At 61.5% G+C, this 16,605-nt stretch carries 13 protein-coding genes and 1 tRNA gene; 11 read left to right on the forward strand and 3 right to left on the reverse strand.

Features of this window, described 5'->3' with window-relative positions; genetic code table 11:
* The first annotated feature begins 151 nt into the window (after positions 1 to 151).
* From NO357_RS10215 to NO357_RS10235, 5 genes are all read left to right on the forward strand, one after another.
* The gene (locus NO357_RS10215) at positions 152 to 1,189 is read left to right on the forward strand and encodes a UDP-glucuronic acid decarboxylase family protein (RefSeq protein ID WP_306735572.1); all 1,038 of its coding nucleotides are present in this window, start codon (positions 152 to 154) and stop codon (positions 1,187 to 1,189) included.
* The gene (gene galE / locus NO357_RS10220) at positions 1,186 to 2,178 is read left to right on the forward strand and encodes a UDP-glucose 4-epimerase GalE (RefSeq protein ID WP_306735573.1); all 993 of its coding nucleotides are present in this window, start codon (positions 1,186 to 1,188) and stop codon (positions 2,176 to 2,178) included. Before NO357_RS10215 ends, galE begins: the two co-directional genes overlap by 4 nt.
* A complete protein-coding gene (locus tag NO357_RS10225; protein ID WP_306735574.1) occupies positions 2,175 to 4,004 on the forward strand; it encodes a glycosyltransferase family 2 protein in 1,830 nt (609 codons plus the stop codon). The genes galE and NO357_RS10225 overlap by 4 nt, the downstream gene beginning before the upstream one ends.
* Positions 4,005 to 4,023: 19 nt before the next feature.
* Positions 4,024 to 4,920: a glycoside hydrolase family 26 protein gene (locus tag NO357_RS10230; RefSeq protein ID WP_306735575.1), complete on the forward strand. Its 897-nt coding sequence runs from the start codon at positions 4,024 to 4,026 to the stop codon at positions 4,918 to 4,920.
* A gap of 258 nt (positions 4,921 to 5,178) precedes the next feature.
* A complete protein-coding gene (locus tag NO357_RS10235) occupies positions 5,179 to 5,472 on the forward strand; it encodes a hypothetical protein (RefSeq protein ID WP_306735576.1) in 294 nt (97 codons plus the stop codon).
* A 193-nt stretch (positions 5,473 to 5,665) separates the two neighbouring features.
* Here the strand turns inward: NO357_RS10235 and NO357_RS10240 are convergent.
* A tRNA-Leu gene (locus tag NO357_RS10240) sits at positions 5,666 to 5,752 on the reverse strand.
* Between the two features lie 146 nt (positions 5,753 to 5,898).
* Between NO357_RS10240 and NO357_RS10245 the strand changes: the two genes are divergently transcribed.
* On the forward strand, positions 5,899 to 6,882 hold the full coding sequence (locus tag NO357_RS10245; protein WP_306735577.1) for a complex I NDUFA9 subunit family protein: 984 nt from the start codon (positions 5,899 to 5,901) through the stop codon (positions 6,880 to 6,882).
* On the opposite strand, the gene NO357_RS10250 is transcribed toward NO357_RS10245, so the two are convergent.
* Positions 6,876 to 7,685 (reverse strand): undecaprenyl-diphosphate phosphatase, encoded by an 810-nt coding sequence (locus NO357_RS10250; RefSeq protein WP_306735578.1) that lies wholly within the window; start codon positions 7,683 to 7,685, stop codon positions 6,876 to 6,878. The two genes, NO357_RS10245 and NO357_RS10250, sit on opposite strands and share 7 nt — an antisense overlap.
* A 222-nt stretch (positions 7,686 to 7,907) precedes the next feature.
* Between NO357_RS10250 and NO357_RS10255 the strand changes: the two genes are divergently transcribed.
* The 3 genes from NO357_RS10255 to gltB all read left to right on the forward strand — a co-directional run bounded on the left by NO357_RS10255 (position 7,908) and on the right by gltB (position 14,471).
* The gene (locus NO357_RS10255; RefSeq protein ID WP_306735579.1) at positions 7,908 to 9,341 is read left to right on the forward strand and encodes an NAD(P)-dependent oxidoreductase; all 1,434 of its coding nucleotides are present in this window, start codon (positions 7,908 to 7,910) and stop codon (positions 9,339 to 9,341) included.
* A gap of 123 nt (positions 9,342 to 9,464) precedes the next feature.
* The gene (locus NO357_RS10260; protein ID WP_306735580.1) at positions 9,465 to 9,899 is read left to right on the forward strand and encodes a GFA family protein; all 435 of its coding nucleotides are present in this window, start codon (positions 9,465 to 9,467) and stop codon (positions 9,897 to 9,899) included.
* Between the two features lie 36 nt (positions 9,900 to 9,935).
* The gene (gltB, locus tag NO357_RS10265) at positions 9,936 to 14,471 is read left to right on the forward strand and encodes a glutamate synthase large subunit (RefSeq protein WP_446669935.1); all 4,536 of its coding nucleotides are present in this window, start codon (positions 9,936 to 9,938) and stop codon (positions 14,469 to 14,471) included.
* 48 nt (positions 14,472 to 14,519) lie between these two features.
* Here the strand turns inward: gltB and NO357_RS10270 are convergent, their stop codons facing one another.
* The gene (locus NO357_RS10270; RefSeq protein WP_306735582.1) at positions 14,520 to 15,026 is read right to left on the reverse strand and encodes a hydrolase; all 507 of its coding nucleotides are present in this window, start codon (positions 15,024 to 15,026) and stop codon (positions 14,520 to 14,522) included.
* 107 nt (positions 15,027 to 15,133) lie between these two features.
* Here NO357_RS10270 and mtgA point away from each other — a divergent pair, with 107 nt between their 5' ends.
* Both mtgA and fzlA read left to right on the forward strand, forming a co-directional pair.
* Entirely contained in the window at positions 15,134 to 15,871 is a 738-nt protein-coding gene (gene mtgA / locus NO357_RS10275; RefSeq protein ID WP_306735583.1) for a monofunctional biosynthetic peptidoglycan transglycosylase, read from the forward strand.
* 55 nt (positions 15,872 to 15,926) lie between these two features.
* Entirely contained in the window at positions 15,927 to 16,592 is a 666-nt protein-coding gene (fzlA, locus tag NO357_RS10280) for an FtsZ-binding protein FzlA (RefSeq protein ID WP_306735584.1), read from the forward strand.
* The last annotated feature ends 13 nt before the right edge of the window (positions 16,593 to 16,605 follow it).

The following is a 16,605-nucleotide window of genomic DNA, read 5'->3' on the forward strand; positions in this document are numbered from 1 at the left end:
TAGCGTGGATTCTACCCTGGTTTCGCGAGAAATCAGAAACGAAAGTGAAGCAGTACGTGACGAATTGGCGACCAAATCGGAACCAGGGGCCTTACCCCGGCGGCCGATCGGGTAAGTCGACTGGTGCAACTCGTAACGAATGAAGTGAATGATGACAGACAAACCCGTTTTCAAACTGCAATTCCCAGCTGCCGTTCCAGACGAAACCGGCCGCACGATCCTTGTGACCGGCGGGGCAGGATTCATCGGCGCGAACCTGTGCCGCCGTCTGATCGATGCCGGCGATCGCGTGATCTGTATCGACAATCTCGAAACCGGACGACCCGAGAATGTCGCCGACCTGGTTCACAACCCCCGCTTCGCGTTTTTTCGGCATGACATCGTCGACCCGTTCGACATCGATGGACCGGTGGGCCGCATCTACAACCTGGCCTGCCCGGGATCGCCTCCGAAATACCAGCTCGATCCGCTCCACACCTTCAAGACCTCGGTTTACGGCGGCATGAACCTGCTGGAGCTAGCGAAACGGAAATCCGCGCGAATCCTGCAAAGTTCGACATCGGAGGTCTATGGCGATCCCGAGGTGACGCCACAGTCCGAGGACTATCGCGGCCTAGTCAACACCGTCGGGCCGCGAGCCTGCTATGATGAGGGCAAACGCGCCAGCGAGACGCTGTTTCACATCATGCAGGAGCAACAAGGGGTCGACATCCGCATCGCTCGTATCTTCAACACCTATGGTCCGGGCATGGACCCCGAAGACGGGCGGGTGATTTCCAATTTCGTCATGCAGGCCTGCTCCGCCGAGGATCTGACCATCTATGGCGATGGCAGTCAGACGCGGTCATTCTGTTACATCGACGACATGCTCGATGGCCTGACGGCCCTGATGGAGGCTCCGGACGACGGCGGCACTGTCGGTTGCCCGGTCAACCTGGGCAATCCGGGCGAGTTTTCCGTGTCGGAACTGGCGACGCTGGTGCTCGACATGACCGGCTCTCGCTCGGGCACAACCCACAGGGACCTGCCGGTCGACGATCCGCGCCAACGCCGCCCCGACATAACCCGCGCGCTCCAAATGCTGAACTGGGCGCCCAAGGTGTCCCTGCGCGACGGGCTGGTGCCGACCATCGCCTATTTCCGGGGCGAGATCGAACGGCAGGAAAAACTGAAAGGCAACGTTGCGTGACGCGCCGCGAGGCTGAACATATCCTTGTCACCGGCGGCGCCGGTTATATCGGCAGTCACGCCTGCAAGGCCCTGGCACAGGCAGGTTTTACGCCGGTAGTGCTCGACAATCTCTCGCGCGGCCACGCGGATGCGGTCAAATGGGGGCCGCTGATCAAAGGCGATCTTCGGGATACCGATCTGGTTCGGTCAGCCTTGCGCGACCATAATATTGGAGCGGTCATCCATTTTGCTGCCTATGCCTATGTCGGCGAAAGCATGGCGCAACCGGCCATGTATTACGACAACAACCTCGGGAGCATGATCTCGCTGTTGCAGGCGATGCAGGCAGAAGGTGTCGGCCAGATCGTGTTTTCGTCGAGCTGCGCGACCTATGGCATTCCCGAGGTTCAACCGATCACCGAGGACGCGCCGCAGGCCCCGATCAACCCTTACGGCCGAACCAAGCTGATCTGCGAATGGATGTTGAAGGATGGCGCCGCGGCCTGGAATCTGCGCTTCGCCGCGCTGCGCTATTTCAATGCCGCCGGCGCCGATCCGGAGGGCGAGATCGGCGAGCGCCATGACCCCGAAACCCACCTGATCCCGCTGGCGCTTCTGGCCGCGGCCGGACATGGCAGCCTGCAGGTCATGGGCGAGGATTACCCCACCCCCGACGGCACCTGCATCCGCGACTATATCCATGTCTCGGACCTGGCCCGCGCTCACGTGTTGGCGCTGGAGCACTTGGGCCGCGGCGGCGAGAGCCTCGAGGTCAACCTCGGAACCGGACAGGGCCATTCGGTACGCGAGGTGATCGCGGCCGCTGCCCGCGTCACCGGCCGCGACGTGCCGGTCCTGCCGGCGTCGCGTCGGGCCGGTGATCCCGCCATGCTGACAGCCGATCCATCGCGCGCGGCCGAGCGTCTCGGCTTTCGCGCCGAGATCTCCGCACTGGATGACATCGTAGCCGATGCCGCACCCTGGTTCGGGCATCCGCAGCGCCGATGAGCCCACGCGACCATCCCGCCCTGAAGCCGCGCCCCTATCTCGCGCCGATGCTGACCGGATGGCGGGCCCTGAAGTACTTCCTTCTGGCCGGTTTATGGTTCATCGCCGCGGGCTGGTTCTGGGCCTGGTGGCTGCAACCCTCCAACGTCATCGAACCGCTGCGATACTGGATCGTCACCGGCGGCATGCTGTGGATCTGGGGCATGCAGCTTTATTTCATGCTGGTGTTCCTTCAGGCACGGCGACCGGCGGCTCCGGACCCCAAGCCCGGACAGTGGCGGGTGGCCATGGTCACCACCAAAACCCCGGCTGAACCGTTCGAGGTGGTGCGCGAAACCCTCGAAGCGATGCTGGCACAGGACTATCCCCACGACACCTGGCTGGCCGACGAAGACCCCAGCGACCAAACCAAGGACTGGTGCATTGCGCATGGCGTGAAACTGTCGACCCGCAAGGGCGTTGAAGATTATCACCGGTCAGAGTGGCCGCGCCGTACCCGCTGCAAGGAAGGCAACCTCGCCTATTTTTATGACCATTGGGGGTATCGCGATTACGATATCGTTTCACAACTCGATGCCGACCATGTGCCACAGCCAGGGTATCTGCGCGAAATGCTGCGGCCCTTCGCCGACGACTCGGTGGGCTATGTCTCGGCTCCGTCGATCTGCGCGTCGAATGCCAAAACAAGCTGGGCGGCCCGGACGCGACTTTTTTCCGAAGCCGCGTTCCACGGGGTGTTCCAGGCTGGCTATTCCGCCGTTCTGACTCCGATGTGCATCGGCTCGCATTACACGGTGCGCACGAAGGCGTTGAAACAGGCGGGCGGGCTCGGGCCCGAGCTGGCCGAGGATCATTCGACCACGATGCTGGTCTCGTCCGCGGGCTGGCGGGGCGTGCATGCGCCTGAGGCGATTGCCATCGGCCAGGGCCCCGATACGCTTGCCGATCTTGTCACGCAGGAATTCCAGTGGTCGCGCTCGCTCCTGTCGCTGCTGCTGCGCTATACTCCCCGATATCTGAAGACACTGCCGTGGCGCCTCAGACTGCTCTTCCTGCTGTGCCAGACCTGGTACGTGTTCTTCGCGGTGTCGATGGCGATGATGTATCTGGTACCGATCATCGCGGTGATGTTCGACATTCGCTTCGCCGATGTCACCTATCCGGCCTTCCTGGGTCATTCCCTGCCTGCGGTCTTCATGATGGTCCTCTTCTCCTATGTGATGAAGCGCGACGGGTTCTTCCGGCCGAAGACAGCCAGGGTGTTGGCCTGGGAAAAGGCACTCTTCGTTATGCTGCAATGGCCCTGGGTGTTCTGGGGCTGCCTGATGGCGATCCGCGACCGGATCACCGGCAAGTTCGTCGATTTCCGCATCACGCCCAAAGGAGATCAAGCCGAGCATCTGCTGCCCGGCAAGATTATTGCGGTCTACGCGGTTCTGGCTTTGGGCGCGGCCTTGCCGGTGCTCACCATGTCCGAGGTGTCCGAAGCACGCGGGTTCTATCTATTGTCGCTGGTCAATACCTTCCTCTATGGCAGTCTGCTGGCAGTCGCGCTTGTCGCCCAACTCAAGCGTGCCGGAAAGAACCCGGCGGCGCGCAAGACGCTCATGCTGCGGGACGCCACGGTATTGAGTTCGATCATAGCGCTTTTCGCGGTGTCCGTTACAATTCGTGGTGAACAAAGCCTGCATGCTTTGGCTGTGGGTTTGGAGCCGATGCAACTGGCTCGGGTTGAATATGTCGTGTCCGGTGCCGGCATCGGGGGGCCGGGTGACGTGCGGGTGACATTCCGGCCTACGTGGATCGAGAGACTTTTGAACTTCTGAAACCAAGGAGAACACCATAATGAAACTTCCAACCCGGAAAGCCGTTGCCGCGATCTCTGCGGTCATTGCGGCGTCCATTATCAGCATCGCTCCCGTGCAGGCGGCGCCGCCGGGCGATCTGCCATTTGGTGTCTATGACCCGGATGGCGATTTCACCTCGGATCAGGAGGTTGTAATCGAACATCTCTTCCTGCCGTGGGAAGACGTTTATCTGCAGTCGCTCTATGATGCGGACGAATACGCGCTGGAACGCAATCGTGCGCTGCTGGTGACAATCGAGCCCTGGACCTGGTCGCGTAGTGAGCGCAATACCGCGCAATACCTGCGCCGCGGCATCGAAAACGGCAGTTACGATGCCAACATGAAAGCCATATGCGACATCCTGGGCACCCTGAAAAGCCCGGTGACGCTGCGCTTCGCCCACGAGATGGATGACAAGAGTGGTCAGTTCATCTGGTCCGACTGGCAGCCCGAGACCTATATTTCGGCCTACAAGCGGATGATCGACGTCTGCCGCGTTTCGGCGCCGGACATCACCGTCATGTGGTCGCCGCTGGGCGACGAAGACATGGCGAAATACTATCCTGGCGACGAGTATGCCGACCTGATCGGCCTGACCGTGTTCGGGCTCCAAGCTTGGGACCAGGCCAAGCACGGACATGACCGCACCTTCGACGAAATCTTCGCACCGCGCTACGAGCGGGCCGCCGCGTTCGGCAAGCCTGTCGTTGTGGCCGAGCTCGGTTACGTCGGCAAGGAAGCGTATGTGAAGATGTGGGAAAACTCGGTCCGTCAAGTGAAAGAGGCTTACCCGCAACTCGTCGGTGTCGTCTATTTCAACTACCCCGAGGTCTACCCCTGGCCGGAAGGGTTCGGCGCGCCGGACTGGCGGGTCAAGAACCAGATTCTCGACTGAGAACGAAAGGCCTGTCCCGGGCGGCGAAAATTCGCCGGTCGCCCGGGATGGAGATCTTAAGCATCTGAAAAACCACAAAAAGGTCGTGATGAATCCTGCGCTGCAGGGACCGCCACAATCTCGTCAGACAGATGCCGCCGTGAGAACGACATTGACCGGTATGATGTGTTTCTGGAATGACTGCGAAAAACCCTGTTTCCGTGAACTGGGATAACGCGCGCAAGCATAACTCTGCGGGAAATCGAGAGGCAGAAAGACATGTCGAAAGCAAATCCTTTCCGAAAGATCACCTTTCCTCTGATTGCTGCCGGTCTGATCGGTGTCGCTCCGGTCGCGCGGGCCGAGATGGCGATCATGTCCAAGCAACCGACTGCCGGACTGGTCAAATCCGTCGCGGGAAGCGGGACCGCGCGCCACGATTGGCTGGCCAAACGCAGCGCCGTGGGCAGCACCAAGAACAGCCGTGTCGTTCAGCGCGTGTCGCTCGGTCGTGGCAGCTGGATCTGCTCGCCTGCGGGCTTTAACCGCAAGTCGCGCTGCTATCGGCGATAGGCCGATTTCATCTTCCACCAGGTCGAACCACGGCTTTCAGAAAGCTCGCGAACCTCGCGAAGACAAGACTGCGTCAGCACTAACTTTCTAGTCTGAACAAAAATTGGCGCGCGCCGCTCCCAAGATGAGCTGAAAGGCAGAAACCGGCTCGCACAGTGACGATGCTGTCTTGCTGATTGTCATTTTGGAAGAGTGGTGCCCAGGAGAGGACTCGAACCTCCACGTCCATACGGACACTAGCACCTGAAGCTAGCGCGTCTACCAATTCCGCCACCTGGGCAGGTGTCGTGAAGCAGGCGTTTACGCGCGCGCCCGGGCACTGTCAACGGGGTTTTCACCGAAATCCGGTTTCCTACGTTATCACCTTGTCCTGACAGCCCGCGGAAGCTAGGAAAAGGCAGTGCTTGCTACCGTCGGAGAACCTTAATGGCCAAGCTCGTTACCATCTATGGCGGATCGGGATTCGTCGGGCGCTACGTCGCTCAGAAGCTCGCGGCAAAGGGCTGGCGCGTTCGCGTGGCGGTGCGGCGTCCGAACGAGGCATTGTTCGTCAAACCTTATGGCGTGCCGGGGCAAGTGGAACCGGTGCTGTGCAATATCCGGGACGATGCCAGCGTAACAGCGGTGATGAAGGGCGCGGATGCGGTCGTGAATTGCGTCGGGACTTTCGACGCGCGCGGGCGGAACAGTTTTACCGCTGTTCAGGCCCAGGGTGCCGAGCGTATCGCGCGAGCCGCTGCCGCCGAAGGGGTCCAAACTCTTGTGCACGTGTCGGCGCTGGGCGTCGACCGCGACCAGGACAGTCTTTACGCCGAGAGCAAGCGCAAAGGCGAAGAGGCCATTTTGGCAGCGTTCCCAAGCGCGACTATCCTGCGACCGAGTGTCGTGTTCGGGCCGGAAGATGGGTTCTTCAATCGCTTCGCGTCGATGAGCCGGCTGGGGCCGGTTCTTCCGATCTTTGGCGGCCGAACCCGGTTCCAGCCGGTCTATGTCGAAGATGTGGCTGAAGCTGCGGTGATGGGGGCAGAAGGCAAAGCCAAAGGGATTTATGAGCTTGGCGGACCTGAGGTCAAATCGCTACGGGGCTGGATTGATGTGATGCTGACGTCGGTTCGTCGCTGGCGGCTGGTGCCGAACCTGCCATTCTGGATCGGGCGGATCATGGCCTTCGGGCTGGACATGGTCGAGATCCTCACGCTCGGGCTCATCAAGAACCGACTGTTGACCCGGGATCAGCTGAAACAGCTGCAGCATGACAACGTGGTGTCGGAAGACGCCCGTGGCTTTACCGATCTCGGGATCGAACCGGTGGCGGTGGAAGTGGTGATCGACAGCTATCTCTGGCGCTTCCGACCCAACGGACAATTCGACGCGATTCGCGATTCCGCCAAGAACCTGAGGACTCACTGACCACCGTAGGCCAGAAGCAGCAATCCGATCCCCAGTACCGCCCGGTAGATCACGTAGGGCGTGAAGCTGGTCGAGCGCAGTAAGCGCATCATCAGGCTAAGCGCGGCCAGTGCCGAAACGAACGCGAACAGGGCGGCAATGGCCCCATCGCGGGCGGCCTCAGTATTCGCCGTTGCGACGACTTCGGCGCCGAGGAGGACACCGGATGCGAAAATCGTCGGGATCGACATCAGCATGGCGATCTTGGCGGAATCGTGACGGGCATAGCCCAGCATCCGCCCCGCGGTGATGCAGATCCCCGATCGCGATGTGCCCGGAATGAGGGCAACGGCCTGCCAGAGCCCCATCTTCATGGCGTCTCGCAAGCACCAATCGGCATCGCTTTTGCTGGTCGCGCCCTTCTGATCGGCCACGTAGAGTAAGAGACCGAACAACAGCATCGTCCAACCGATTACCGTCATCGACCGCATCGCGTCGGACAAACCGGTGAGCTTGAGAACGAGGCCGAGCAGGATGGCCGGGATGGTCGCGATCATCAGCAGGAAGGCAAGGCGCGATCCCGGTGTGTCGGTGCGGCCGGTGAGCATGCGGGGAACGCCCGCCAAGCCGACCCGTACATCAGACCAGAAGTAGACCACGACCGCGAACAGGGTGCCGACATGAACCGCCACGTCGATCACCTGGCCCTGGTCCTGAAGCCCGGACAAAGACGGAAAAAGGATGAGGTGACCCGACGACGAGACCGGCAGGAACTCGGTAATGCCCTGAATCAGGGCGACGAGAATCAGGTGATACAATGGCATGTGCCCGGCCTCTTGGCTTTGAAAAACAGTCTTAAACCCGGGTCTCCGAAAGGGGAAGCCAGGTGTTAGGTCCGAATCGGACGCAAAATTTTGTCTGAATTCGAAAAAATCGCCCGATTTGCCGTCTTCTGCGTCAATATAGGTCACTATTGCTGACTTTTAATTCACAAAGCAGTGGTTTAAGAGGCAATTCTCTTTTGAATTCATGCGGGGACGAAGACCGTGGCCAAGCAACCGATGCTGAAATTCGTCGACGTCGAACGGGACATGCCCGAGAAGCGCAGTGCAAACCTGCGTAACAAGGATTTCAACGAGATTTACGCCGAGTTCGCAGACGCAAAGGCGCGCGAGCAGGCGAGCCGCTGCAGCCAATGCGGCGTACCGTATTGCCAGTCGCACTGCCCGCTGCATAACAACATCCCTGACTGGCTGCGAATGACGGCAACGGGCCGGCTGGAAGAGGCCTATGCCCTGAGCCAGTCGACCAACACCTTTCCCGAGATTTGCGGCCGCATCTGTCCGCAGGACAGGCTGTGCGAAGGCAACTGCGTGATCGAACAGTCCGGGCACGGCACCGTGACCATCGGCTCGGTCGAGAAATACATCACCGACACCGCCTGGGAAAACGGCTGGGTAAAGCCGATCACGCCGGTAGCCGAACGGAGCGAAAGCGTGGGCATCATCGGTGCGGGCCCCGGCGGCCTGGCCGCTGCCGACCGGCTGCGCCGAGCCGGTGTGCAAGTCGTGATCTATGACCGCTACGACCGCGCTGGCGGGCTGCTGACCTATGGCATTCCGGGCTTCAAGCTGGAGAAAGACGTGGTGATGCGCCGAATCGAGCAACTGGAGAAAAGCGGCGTGAGATTCGAGCTCAATTGCGAGGTCGGCAAGGACAAGAGCTTCAACAATATCCGCAACGCGCATGACGCCGTGATCATCGCCACCGGTGTCTATAAAACCCGCGACCTGCAAGGCCCGGGGTCAGGCGCCAGGGGAATCGTTCGGGCGATCGACTACCTCACCGCGTCGAACAAGCTGAGCTTCGGCGACACGGTGGCCGAGTTCGAAGACGGCACGCTCGACGCCAGGGACAAGAAGGTGATCGTGATCGGCGGCGGTGATACGGCGATGGACTGCGTACGCACCGCGATCCGCCAGGGAGCGGAATCGGTCAAATGCCTCTACCGCCGCGATCGCGCGAACATGCCGGGCTCGCAGCGCGAAGTGCAGAATGCCGAGGAAGAAGGCGTCATATTCGAATGGTTGGCCGCCCCCAAGGGTTTTACCGGCGATCCGGTGACCGGCGTCATGGTGCAGAAGATGCGGCTTGGCCCGCCGGATGCCAGTGGCCGGCAAACCCCGGAAGTCATCGAGGGTGCGGACTATACCGAGTCGGCCGATCTGGTGATCAAGGCGCTGGGTTTCGAACCCGAAGACCTTCACACGCTCTGGGACCAACCCGCGCTGGCGCTGACAGGCTGGGGCACGGTGAAGGCCAAGTATGGCAGCGGCGAAACCAATCTCGACGGGGTCTACGCGGTGGGCGATATCGTCCGCGGGGCGAGCCTTGTGGTTTGGGCGATTGCCGACGGGCGCGACTGCGCCGACGCGGTGTTAACGCGCCTCAACAGCGTTAAGAAAGTGGCGGCCGAGTGAAAACCGCCCGGTATGGCAGCCCGGCTGGCACGCTGGCTGGCTCCCTGTCTGGCGCACGGTGGCCCACTTGGAGTTAATACGGCAGGGTTACTGACTCAAAAGTAGGAAGAAAGCTTAAGCAACATGGCGCAATCATTGTTCGGGAAATGTCTTTGCGGTGCGGTGGAGATCAAAGCCACACCGGCAGGCGAGTCGCTTTCGGTGTGCCATTGCGACATGTGTCGCGCCTGGTCGTCGTCGATGTTCATGGCGTTCGAGGCGGACGCCGGCAGCGTCGAGGTGGCGGGGCCGGTTAAAGTGTTCACATCGTCCGAATGGGCCGAACGTGCCTTCTGCGCAACCTGCGGCTCGGCGCTGTGGTACCGGATCACCGCGCCGGGGCTGATGCACGGGCAATATCAGATCGCGGCCGGGCTGTTCGACAATGCCGGAGGCATGGCGCCCCGGCTGGAAGTCTACATCGACAAGAAGCCGGCAGGATATGCGCTGGAAGGCGGTGACGCCCGGCGACAGATGACCGAAGCTGAAGTGATCGAGGCTTTTGCGCCCAAGGAATGACCACGCGGCGGTAACGCCGAGACGAAAGGTGATATGATGAAAGATCTGGACAACTACATCGCCAAAGAGGAAGCCCTGCGCGCCCACATGCAGGAGCATGGGCTCTATCGCAAAGAGCACGAGCACTCGTCCTGCGGCGTGGGCCTGGTGGTCAATATCGATGGCAAACCGTCGCGCGCCGTTGTCGAGGCCGGAATCACCGCGTTGAAAGCGGTCTGGCACCGGGGTGCGGTGGATGCCGATGGCAAGACCGGCGACGGCGCAGGCATTCACCTGGCGATCCCGGTCCCGTTTTTCTATGACCAGGTCCGCCGTACCGGGCACGAGCCGCGGATGGACGAGCTGATCGCGGTGGGGCAGGTGTTTTTGCCACGCACGGATTTCGGCGCGCAGGAACGCTGCCGGACCATCGTCGAAACCGAAGCGCTGCGCATGGGGTATTACATCTATGGCTGGCGCCACGTGCCGGTCGATGTGGAGTGCCTGGGCGAGAAAGCCAACGCCACCCGGCCCGAGATCGAGCAGATCCTGATTTCGAATTCGAAAGGTGTGGATGAAGACACATTCGAGCGCGAGCTTTACGTGATCCGGCGCCGGATCGAGAAGGCCGCATTCAAGGCCGGGATCCAGGGGCTTTATATCTGTTCGCTGAGCTGCCGCAGCATCATCTACAAGGGCATGATGTTGGCCGAACAGGTATCCGAGTTTTATCCCGATCTCTTGGACGAACGCTTCGAGAGCGCCTATGCGCTCTATCACCAGCGCTATTCCACCAACACCTTCCCGCAGTGGTGGCTGGCCCAGCCGTTCCGCATGCTGGCGCATAACGGCGAAATCAACACCCTGAAGGGCAACGTCAACTGGATGAAGAGCCACGAGATCCGCATGGCGTCGTCGGCCTTTGGTGAGCTGGCCGAGGACATCAAGCCGATCATCCAGAGCGGGTCGTCCGACTCGGCCGCGCTGGATGCGGTGTTCGAGGTGCTGGTCCGGGCCGGCCGCAATGCGCCGATGGCCAAAACCATGCTGGTGCCGGAAAGCTGGTCGAAACAGGCGGTGGACCTGCCGCAGGCCTGGCGCGACATGTACTCCTACTGCAACTCGGTGATGGAACCGTGGGACGGACCGGCCGCCTTGGCCATGACCGACGGCCGCTGGGTCTGTGCCGGGCTCGACCGCAACGGGCTGCGGCCGATGCGCTATGTCGTGACCGGCGATGGGATGCTGATCGCCGGATCCGAGGCCGGCATGGTGCCGGTGGACGAACGCAGCGTGAAGGAAAAGGGCGCGCTGGGGCCGGGGCAACTGCTGGCCGTGGACACCGCTGAAGGCAGACTGTTCCACGACACCGAGATCAAGGACAAGCTGGCTGCCAGCCAGCCCTTCGGCGACTGGGTCGGCAAGATCACCGAGCTGGAAGAGGTGCTTCAGGGTATCGAGGAGAAGCCGCTTTTTGCCGGCGAGGATCTGCGCAAGCGGCAAATCGCGGCCGGCTACACGCTGGAAGAGCTGGAACAGATCCTGTCTCCTATGGCCGAGGACGGCAAAGAAGCGATCGCGTCGATGGGCGACGACACGCCCAGCGCGGTGCTGTCCAACAAATATCGCCCGCTGAGCCATTTCTTCCGCCAGAACTTCAGCCAAGTGACCAACCCGCCGATCGACAGCCTGCGCGAATACCGGGTGATGAGCCTGAAAACGCGGTTCGGCAACCTCAAGAACGTGCTCGATGAATCGAGCGCCCAGACCGAGATCCTGGTGCTGGAAAGCCCGTTTGTCGGCAACGCCGAGTGGGACGAGCTTACCAACGTCTTCAAGTCGGAACTTGTGGAAATTGACTGCACTTTCCCGGCCAATGGCGGTCCGAACGCATTGCGCGATGCTTTGGAGCGAATCCGCGCCGAAGCCGAGGACGCCGTACGCTCGGGCGCCGGGCACCTGGTGCTGAGCGATCACCTGCAAGGCGAAGACATTGTGCCGATGCCGATGATCCTGGCGACGTCGGCTGTGCATTCGGGCCTGACCGAAAAAGGGCTGAGGACCTTCTGTTCGCTCGCCGTGCGTTCAGCCGAGTGCATCGACCCGCATTACTTCGCCGTTCTGGTGGGCTGCGGTGCGACCGTGGTGAACCCCTATCTGGCCGAGGATTCGCTGGCCGACCGGATCCAGCGAGGCCTTCTGGACGGCACGCTGACCGAGAACGTCGCGCGCTATCGTGAAGCAATCGATCAGGGTCTTCTCAAGATCATGTCGAAGATGGGGATCTCGGTGATCTCGTCCTATCGCGGCGGGCTGAACTTCGAGGCCGTGGGTCTGAGCCGCGCCATGTGCGCCGAGTATTTCCCCGGCATGATCAGCCGCATCTCGGGTATTGGGGTGAGTGGCATCCAGAAAAAGATCGAGGAGATCCACGCCAAGGGCTGGCGCTCGGGCACCGATGTTCTGCCAGTGGGCGGATTCTACAAGGCGCGGGCCTCGGGCGAGACCCATGCCTGGGGCGCGCAGTCCATGCATCTGATGCAGGCAGCCTGCGACCGCGCAAGCTATGAGCTGTGGAAACAGTATTCCAAGGCGATGCAGAGCAATCCGCCAATCCACTTGCGCGACCTCCTGGCGATCAAACCGCTTGCCAAGCCGATCCCCATCGAAGAGGTGGAATCGATCACCGCGATCCGCAAACGCTTTGTCACGCCGGGCATGTCGCTGGGGGCTCTCAGCCCCGAGGCACACAAAACGCTGAACGTGGCAATGAACCGGATCGGCGCCAAGTCGGATTCCGGCGAAGGCGGGGAAGACCCGGCGCATTTCGTCCCCGAACCCAACGGCGACAACCCGTCGGCCAAGATCAAGCAGGTCGCCTCGGGCCGGTTCGGGGTAACAGCCGAATACCTCAACCAGTGCGAGGAACTGGAGATCAAGGTGGCCCAAGGCGCCAAACCCGGCGAGGGCGGTCAGCTTCCGGGCCTGAAAGTTACGGAACTCATCGCGCGTCTGCGGCATTCGACGCCGGGTGTGACGCTGATTTCGCCGCCTCCGCACCATGACATTTATTCGATCGAAGACCTGGCGCAGCTGATCTATGACCTCAAGCAGATCAACCCGCGCGCCAAGGTCTGCGTCAAGCTGGTCGCTTCCAGCGGCGTCGGCACGATTGCCGCCGGAGTTGCCAAGGCCAAGGCCGACGTTATCCTGATCTCGGGCCACAACGGCGGCACCGGCGCGAGCCCCGCGACCTCGATCAAGTATGCCGGTCTGCCATGGGAAATGGGCCTGACCGAGGCGCATCAGGTTCTGGCGATGAACAAGCTGCGCGACCGGATCACCCTGCGCACCGATGGCGGCCTGCGCACCGGCCGCGACATCGTCATGGCGGCGATGATGGGGGCCGAGGAATATGGCATCGGCACCGCCGCGCTGATTGCGATGGGCTGTATCATGGTGCGTCAGTGCCAGAGCAATACCTGCCCGGTCGGCGTCTGCACCCAGGATCCGAAACTGCGTGCCAAGTACACCGGCACGGCGGAAAAGGTGGTGAACCTGATCACGTTCTATGCCACCGAAGTGCGCGAGATCCTCGCCTCGATCGGCGCGCGCAGCCTGGACGAAGTGATCGGTCGCGCCGACTTGTTGAGCCAGGTCAGCCGCGGCGCCGAGCATCTGGACGATCTCGATCTCAACCCGCTTCTGATCACCGTCGATGGCGCGAAGGACATTGTCTATGACCGCTACAAGAAGCGCAACAAGGTGCCCAAGACACTGGACGCGGAAATCGTACGCGATGCGCATCGCTTCCTAGAGGATGGCGAGAAGATGCAGCTTTCCTACGCCGTGCAGAACACGCATCGAACCGTGGGCACGCGGATTTCCAGCCACATCGTGCAAAACTTCGGCATGCGTAATGCGCTGCAGCCCGACCACCTGACGGTGAAGCTGACCGGCTCGGCCGGGCAATCTCTGGGCGCATTCGGCGCACCTGGCCTCAAGATCGAAGTCAGCGGCGACGCCAACGACTATGTCGGCAAGGGACTTTCGGGAGCCACCATCGTGGTCCGGCCGCCGATGCACTCGCCACTTATCGCACATGAGAACACGATCATCGGCAACACCGTGCTTTATGGCGCCACCGACGGCTATCTCTTCGCTGCCGGTCGGGCGGGCGAGCGGTTCGCCGTGCGCAATTCGGGCGCCAAGGTCGTGGTCGAGGGTTGCGGGTCGAACGGGTGCGAATACATGACCGGCGGTGTCGCTGTCATCCTCGGCGATATCGGCACCAATTTCGGGGCCGGGATGACCGGCGGCATGGCCTATCTCCATGACCCGGACGGCAAGGCGCAGGATATGATGAATATGGAAACGCTGGTCACCTGCCCGGTGACCGTGGCCCATTGGGAAGACGAGCTGAAGGGGCTGATCGAACGCCACGCCGCCGAGACCGGCAGCGTCAAGGCGGCCGACATCCTGCAGCACTGGGATATCGAACGGACCAATTTCCTCCAGGTCTGCCCGAAGGAGATGCTGGTCCACCTCGTGCACCCGCTGACCCAAGAGAAAGGCGCGATTCCGGCGGAATAAGGCCGCTTTGACGAAACGATGGCGGCCCGACCGGGGCCGCCACCCGCATCAGATTTCCGCCAGCCCTACGACATAGTTCCTGCCATATGCCTTGGCGCATTTCGGGCAGGTCGTATACCAGAAATACACCCGGCCGTCGGGCTTGCCGTGGTCGGCCGAGACGGATTTCAGTTCCTCGTACCAGTCTTTGGCCTCGCGATAGCCGCCCTCGAACACCCGGGTTGCGAAATCACCAGACAGCGTCTCCATCTCTTCGCCTTCGACCGGCTTGTCGGACGCGAAGTGATGCACCCCTTTCCATGCCGAGACATCTTCGCTCAGCACGATGACATTGTCTTCGTCGAAGCCGCCGGCCTCTTCGATGTGCTGCATCACGCGGCTGAAGACCTTGCCCATGTTGAGCGGGATATGCATCGCCGAGCGGGTTTCCGCGCGGACGAAGGGCTTGTCCCTGAAATGCAACTCGACCCCGCTCCAAGCTTCGGGATGGAACCGCGGGCAGCACCCCGTCGGGTTGTCGGACATGTCGTAATGCGGAAGTTTGTTGGTCTCCATGACATCCTCTCCTCCGTTGCCTCGGTACACGATCATACGCGGGTCCGCCTTGACCGAGCGCAATGCGGCGCTTGACCGCCAAGCCGTGCGCGTGGTCTGAAAGGGCCATGGCGCGGGCAAAGAAGACTTCCAAAAAACCGGCGAAAAAGGCCGAACCGAAAGGGCGCGCCTTTCGCCCTTTTCGCTGGATCCGGCGCTGGTCCATTCGGCTGGTGCTGATCTTTGTCACCGCCGTGCTGGTCACAGTTTCGGCGCATACGGTCTTCAACCCGTCCAAGACGCTCTACATGTGGCAGGAGGAACGGCGGCTGGGCAGTATCGACTATGTCTGGGTGCCGCTGCGCGAAATTGCGCCGGTGATGGCGCGGTCGGTCGTCGCGGCGGAAGACGCCAACTACTGCCTGCATTGGGGGTTCGACGTCGAAGCGATCCGCGCCGCACTGGAAGAAGGCGAAGGGCGCGGCGCCTCGACCATCAGCCAGCAGGTGGTGAAAAACGTCTATCTCTGGCATGGCCGCAGCTGGGCACGCAAGGCGCTGGAAGCGGTGATTACGCCGGTGGTCGAAGCGGTGTGGTCGAAACGCCGGATCATCGAAGTCTATCTCAACATCGCCGAGTTCGACGAGGGTATCTTTGGTGTCGAGGCTGCGGCGCAGCACTATTTCGGTGTCACGCCCGACAAGCTGTCGCCGATCCAGGCCGCCCGACTGGCCATGGTGCTGCCCAATCCCAAGGACCGTTCGGCCTCGCGTCCGGGCAAGGCGCTGTCGCGCCGCGCGATCGCGATCATGGATGGAGCGGAGACAATCCGCCGCGATGGACGGGCATCTTGTTTCGAGGATTGAAAACCCGCGCATAACACGGCATTGAGAGGCAGGTATATCGCGAGCCTATGACCCCATGGCCACACTCTATCACGTTCCGCTTTCACCGTTTTGCCGCAAGGTGCGCCTCAGCCTTGCCGAGAAGAAGATTGAATGCGAGCTGATGGAGGAGCGCTATTGGGAGCAGGATCCGGATTTCCTGCGCCGAAACCCGGCGGGAAAGATTCCGGTGCTGAAAATCGACGGCATGACATTGTCGGAAAGCAGCGCGATCTGTGAATACCTGGAAGAGACCCGTCCCGACGTCGCCCTGTTGCCCGAGGACCCGGTCGGGCGCTATGAGGTGCGCCGGCTGGTGGCGTGGTTCGACGACAAGTTCCACAACGAGGTCACGTCAAACCTGGTTTACGAGCGGGTGAACAAGAAGATCATGGGCCAGGGCTATCCGGACTCGAAGAACGTCAAGACCGGGGCCCAAAAGATCAAGTATCATCTCGACTACATGGCCTGGCTGCTGGATCAGCGGCGCTGGCTGGCCGGCGACGTGATGACACTCGCCGATTTCGCCGCCGCGGCGCATCTTTCGTCGCTCGACTATATCTCGGACGTGGACTGGAACCGGTCCGAAGTGGTCAAGGACTGGTATGCCAAGATCAAGTCACGGCCTGCTTTCCGGGGCATCCTGGCGGATCAGGTTCCGGGCTTTCCGCCACCGTCGCATTATGCCGACCTGGATTTTTGAACCCGAGAGACCC

Source organism: Marimonas arenosa (assembly GCF_030848945.1).
GTDB lineage: Bacteria > Pseudomonadota > Alphaproteobacteria > Rhodobacterales > Rhodobacteraceae > Marimonas > Marimonas arenosa.

What these genes read in the sequence shown, in the direction of transcription:
- NO357_RS10215 (WP_306735572.1), top strand. Translation starts at nt 152, where the DNA reads ATGACAGACAAACCCGTTTTCAAACTGCAATTCCCAGCTGCCGTTCCA.
- NO357_RS10225 (WP_306735574.1), top strand. Translation starts at nt 2,175, where the DNA reads ATGAGCCCACGCGACCATCCCGCCCTGAAGCCGCGCCCCTATCTCGCG.
- NO357_RS10230 (WP_306735575.1), top strand. Translation starts at nt 4,024, where the DNA reads ATGAAACTTCCAACCCGGAAAGCCGTTGCCGCGATCTCTGCGGTCATT.
- NO357_RS10235 (WP_306735576.1), top strand. Translation starts at nt 5,179, where the DNA reads ATGTCGAAAGCAAATCCTTTCCGAAAGATCACCTTTCCTCTGATTGCT.
- NO357_RS10245 (WP_306735577.1), top strand. Translation starts at nt 5,899, where the DNA reads ATGGCCAAGCTCGTTACCATCTATGGCGGATCGGGATTCGTCGGGCGC.
- NO357_RS10250 (WP_306735578.1), bottom strand. Translation starts at nt 7,685, where the DNA reads ATGCCATTGTATCACCTGATTCTCGTCGCCCTGATTCAGGGCATTACC.
- NO357_RS10260 (WP_306735580.1), top strand. Translation starts at nt 9,465, where the DNA reads ATGGCGCAATCATTGTTCGGGAAATGTCTTTGCGGTGCGGTGGAGATC.
- gltB (WP_446669935.1), top strand. Translation starts at nt 9,936, where the DNA reads ATGAAAGATCTGGACAACTACATCGCCAAAGAGGAAGCCCTGCGCGCC.
- NO357_RS10270 (WP_306735582.1), bottom strand. Translation starts at nt 15,026, where the DNA reads ATGGAGACCAACAAACTTCCGCATTACGACATGTCCGACAACCCGACG.
- mtgA (WP_306735583.1), top strand. Translation starts at nt 15,134, where the DNA reads ATGGCGCGGGCAAAGAAGACTTCCAAAAAACCGGCGAAAAAGGCCGAA.
- fzlA (WP_306735584.1), top strand. Translation starts at nt 15,927, where the DNA reads ATGGCCACACTCTATCACGTTCCGCTTTCACCGTTTTGCCGCAAGGTG.